At 64.3% G+C, this 4,179-nt stretch carries 4 protein-coding genes; 1 reads left to right on the forward strand and 3 read right to left on the reverse strand.

Going from position 1 to position 4,179, the window contains the following annotated elements; translation table 11 throughout:
• Window positions 1-290 precede the first annotated feature (290 nt).
• The 3 genes from ACLHRZ_RS36730 to ACLHRZ_RS36740 all read right to left on the reverse strand — a co-directional run bounded on the left by ACLHRZ_RS36730 (window position 291) and on the right by ACLHRZ_RS36740 (window position 2,459).
• Window positions 291-638, reverse strand: coding sequence for a hypothetical protein (locus tag ACLHRZ_RS36730; protein WP_490422929.1), 348 nt, complete (start codon window positions 636-638; stop codon window positions 291-293).
• On the reverse strand, window positions 635-1,060 hold the full coding sequence (locus ACLHRZ_RS36735; RefSeq protein WP_490422930.1) for a hypothetical protein: 426 nt from the start codon (window positions 1,058-1,060) through the stop codon (window positions 635-637). The genes ACLHRZ_RS36730 and ACLHRZ_RS36735 overlap by 4 nt, the downstream gene beginning before the upstream one ends.
• A 166-nt stretch (window positions 1,061-1,226) precedes the next feature.
• Window positions 1,227-2,459 carry a helix-turn-helix domain-containing protein gene (locus ACLHRZ_RS36740; RefSeq protein ID WP_490422931.1) on the reverse strand — a complete coding sequence of 411 codons (1,233 nt, stop codon included), beginning with the start codon at window positions 2,457-2,459 and terminating at the stop codon, window positions 1,227-1,229.
• A 192-nt stretch (window positions 2,460-2,651) separates the two neighbouring features.
• Here ACLHRZ_RS36740 and ACLHRZ_RS36745 point away from each other — a divergent pair, with 192 nt between their 5' ends.
• On the forward strand, window positions 2,652-3,383 hold the full coding sequence (locus ACLHRZ_RS36745; protein WP_490422932.1) for an HNH endonuclease family protein: 732 nt from the start codon (window positions 2,652-2,654) through the stop codon (window positions 3,381-3,383).
• Window positions 3,384-4,179 lie beyond the last annotated feature (796 nt).

The raw sequence follows: 4,179 nt of genomic DNA on the forward strand, positions 1-4,179 counted from the left end.
TCTGCCACGAACATCCCAAGCAACGACTGCCGTACATCAACGTGTCCAGGGCGGTATGGATCTTGTACTCCACGTGCCGCTTCACGGCGCGGGGCACGGCGGCGGCTCCGGTGTCGGGTGAGCGTGACGCAGGTGGACTGTCAGCGCCACGTCGCACCGCCTCGCGGTGCTGACGTCGCCATCGTCCAGAGCTGCGTCCCGCTTGCGGATCAGCCGGGCACACTCCCGGCAGGCCACCATGTGCAGCGATCCCGGGGCGGACGAGTGCGGCATGGACACAACGGGACAGGTCAGCACGACGACGCCCCCGGGTACCGCTCTTCGACGATGTACGAGCCGGCCCGGAAGATGCGGCGGTCGCCGTGGCTGTTCACCGTGTGCACCTGGTCCTCCGCGGCCTCGGCTGCCGACAGCCGGACCGACGCGTCCGGCCTGCCCCGCCCGGCCCGGTGGTCGGCGCAGATGCAGTCGGGGTACTTCATCGTGCCCGGCGGGAGATCTGCGCCGTCTGCCGACTCTCCCAGCTCGCTGGCCTGGCACTTCAGCGGCTGGGGCTTGGCACTCCCTACCCGCAGGACACCGTTGTTGCCCCGAGCGGCCATCATCAGGCCCAGGTGGGCCCGTGCTGTGCTTCTCATCGCTCCGAGCCTTCTTCCTGAGGGCGATCCGTCTCCTCAGGAGAAGTTCCGTCGGTATAGACGGCGAAGGCAGGGATGCCCAGCAGCCAGTCACGCAATCGCATTTTCCCGAGCGGGTAAAACGCGATCTCGTCTTCGTTCGGAGCAACGATCCCCTGCACGTCGCCAGCCGCAAGAAACTGCTCGACCTTCGGCCATTCCTTGCGGTCTGTGCGGGCAGACCGGATCTCCGCCGTGTCGTACAGCTCGTAGCGGACGACCCAGTCCCGGGCTTCGGCAAATTTGCGCAACTTTGCCCGTACCTCGTCAGGGTCATGGTCGCTTTGGATACACGCATACGTGACGACCTCGACGCGGAGGGGGAAGCTGGAGACGTTGGCGATCAAGCTCCGACGACGGATCTCGGAAGGCGAACGATTCATGCGCCTACCGTGCTCCCCAGGCCGCGCGCCCGGAAGAAACGAGGCGTACGACTTCGAGAACCCGCTGCACCACAACTCACCTGCCAGATACGACAGTTGAGATCGCAGGGTCGAAGAGTCGTACGCCGCGTACCAGTGGCCAGCCGTTTGGCTGCAACGTGGGGGGTTACAGAGCCGTCTTGATTGTTGCGGGAGCGAAACCGTCCACGCCAGGAGCCTCACCGATGAGCTTTGACACCCTGCGTAGCTGAGCGGTCGACGCGCGGCCCACCTTCTTGAGGATCACACTCGGCAGAGCCTGGTGCCGGGCCCATACCGGGGCTGTGGTCAGCGTCTCCTCCAACGTGTCGAGGGATGCGTCCCAGAGCTTCGCGTCCGCCTGTGCCATGGCCTTGTCCATCGCATAGCGATTGCGCGCAGCCTGGGAGAGCTGGGACAGGTTCTTGATGCCGTCGATGAGGGCAAGAGCCTTCCCTGTCTGGCCCAGTGCCACATTGACACCAACCGCCTGGGTGCTAGCCGTCACCGGCCCAAACAGGGTGCCGTAGGCCCTGTGCTCCTGCCCCATGCGAGCGCCCGTCGCGTGGGACTGCGACAGGTAGTCGCCGGCTCGCTGCTTGTCCTTCATCCGGGACGCCACCACTGCCGCGAAATTGATGTGTGAGCCGTAGACGGTGAGGTGCTCGGGCGTTGCCGTCGAGAACCGGGGCTCGATGTCGACAGCAGCCTTCTCCGCCAACTGGAGTGCCGCGGAGAGGCGCGCGTCCCGCAAGTACACCCAGGCTCGCCCCGAGTTCACGATTGCCGGTTGCAATTCGTCGTCGGACTGCTCAGCAGCAGCCTGCGCGTGCCCGATCGCCGCGTAGGCCAAGTCACGGGCGCCCATCAGGTTGGCCACGTACGCCGAGATCCGGTAGCCGTCAGAGAGGAGTGCCCATGCGGCGCCTTGCCTGCCTACTGGCTGCGCGTGGAGGTTGGCAGCTGCTTGTGCCACGAGAGGCGCCGCGAGAGCGCCGGCCTCGATGTAATGCCCCTTCCAGTAGAGCCCCCAGCACCGGCTGATGGCGTCGCGAAGGCCAACTTCGTCGTCCGGCTCGACGGTGTCCGGCAGCAGGCCCGCGGCTGTGTCGTGAACGGCCTGGGACAGCGCCCGCATCATGGCCCTGTCCGTCTGCTCCATGGCCCGCCGTGGCGCCTGCTGCCCGAGGATCACAGACGTGTCGACGCTGAGAGCGTTCGCGATCTTGAGGAGTGTGTTGAGGCTGAGCTGCTTGTCCTGTTCGGCCTTCTGGATCGTCGCGATCGACAGGCCTGTCAGCCCGGCAAGATCGTTCTGATTTACGTCCCTGCCTCGAAGGATCTTGATCCGCTGGCCGGTCGTGTAGTCGCTCCACCGCATCGGTTCAACTCCGTTCTGGACTTGCCCTATCCCTGAACGGTACCCAGGGAAGCGGGGGCGATGAAGGTCAACCATCCCAACTGCGAGCACTCGTAGGGGTGGCAGCGTCCATGGCGAGTGTCGGACGAGGGTAGATGTAGCGACATGACGTTCCTTCCTCGCCGATGCCGGCTCGCAGTGACCGTTGCCAGTGTGCTCGTCGCCGCGACCGCGGCCGGGTGCTCAGGCGGAACGCAGGGGCAGTCCAGTGGTGATGCCAAGGCCACGACTTCCGCCTCGGCAGCGGCATCCGGGACCGACGACGCCAAGGCCGGCTCCCTCCAGACAGCCCTGGCCCATCTCCCGGTGAAGAAGGCGGGATCGAAAGAGGGATACGACAGGGTCAAGGATTTCGGGCCCGCCTGGACGGACAACACGAATGCGCCCGGTGGACACAATGGGTGTGACACGCGCGACGATATCCTCCACCGGGACCTGACGGACCTGAAATTTCAGGCCGGCTCGAAATGCGTGGTCGCCTCCGGCACCCTTGCCGATCCCTACACCGGCAGGACTATTCATTTCGAGCGGGGACCGAAGTCCTCCGCGGTCCAGATTGACCACATGGTGGCTCTTTCGGACGCGTGGCAGACCGGGGCCCGTCAACTTTCCCAGGACCGGCGCGAATCCCTCGCGAATGATCCGCTCAACCTCGTCGCGGCGGACGGGCCGGCTAACATGGCCAAGGGCGATAAAGACGCCTCGGCCTGGCTCCCCGCCAATAAGTCCTTCGACTGCTCGTACGTGGCCCGGCAGATTGCCGTGAAGGAGCAATACAAGCTGTGGGTCACCCCAGACGAACGAGACGCCATGAAGAAGACCCTGGCCGGCTGTCCCAACCAGCAGCTACCAACCGAGTCATCACCCGGAGTGGTCCTCAAGTAGTCACTCCAACCCTGTACAGCTGAGACAGGCCCCCTCTCTCCCAGGGGGGGCCAACTCATGTTCTACATCAGGGTATATATAACCCCCGACATAAATAATGTAGGCGTCATCCGACCCCTCTCGTGACACCACTTCCGGGAACGTGACCGGGAACACTCCTGACTCGGGGCTCGGTTCGTTAGTTAGGCGCCGAACGGCGCCCCCGACCGCCCAAAACGGCCCCCGCAAGCCCCGAGCCGGCCGTCCGGCGGCCCATCAGCCGCCCCCGGACACCGTTTTGAGGCCACCAAGCCCGCCTTTTGGCGCTCCAGGCCCCCTAAAAACCGCCTCTCCCCGGGAATTTGATACCCGTACACATTCCGAAAGAGGCACCCCCGGTGGGTCCTTTCGCATTCTTTCTAGGGATTACCCCCGGGTGTGAAAACAGGGTCTGACCTGCGGAAACGTTGGTTTTGGAAGGGTTTTTGATGGGGTTCTGAATGGGGCTGCATTTCAAGATTGTGATGCGGGTCACGTGGAATTGGGCCCTATTTGATTGGCGCTCATGCTGGAATGGGTTGTGTGGTCATTCGGTTGATGGTGGCTGGCCATTCTTCTGCGCCCTGGATGGTTCTGTGTCTGTGGGCGGTCTAACGAACTAAGGCTTCATTCCTGGCTCTCCCTGTCGTGTGACGGGTCGCAGGGCCGGAGAGAAACGTGAGCGCGGTCCGGCTGGGTGTCGGGCGCCTGGATTCCTGGGGTGGGTATGTCGATGCGTCGTCGTGTGGTGGCTGGGGTTCTCGCGGCTGTGGTTCTG

The organism is Streptomyces sp. AM25 (assembly GCF_058146165.1).

Coding starts and splice junctions, on each gene's coding strand:
- ACLHRZ_RS36730 (WP_490422929.1), bottom strand. CDS start 638: ATGAGAAGCACAGCACGGGCCCACCTGGGCCTGATGATGGCCGCTCGG.
- ACLHRZ_RS36735 (WP_490422930.1), bottom strand. CDS start 1,060: ATGAATCGTTCGCCTTCCGAGATCCGTCGTCGGAGCTTGATCGCCAAC.
- ACLHRZ_RS36740 (WP_490422931.1), bottom strand. CDS start 2,459: ATGCGGTGGAGCGACTACACGACCGGCCAGCGGATCAAGATCCTTCGA.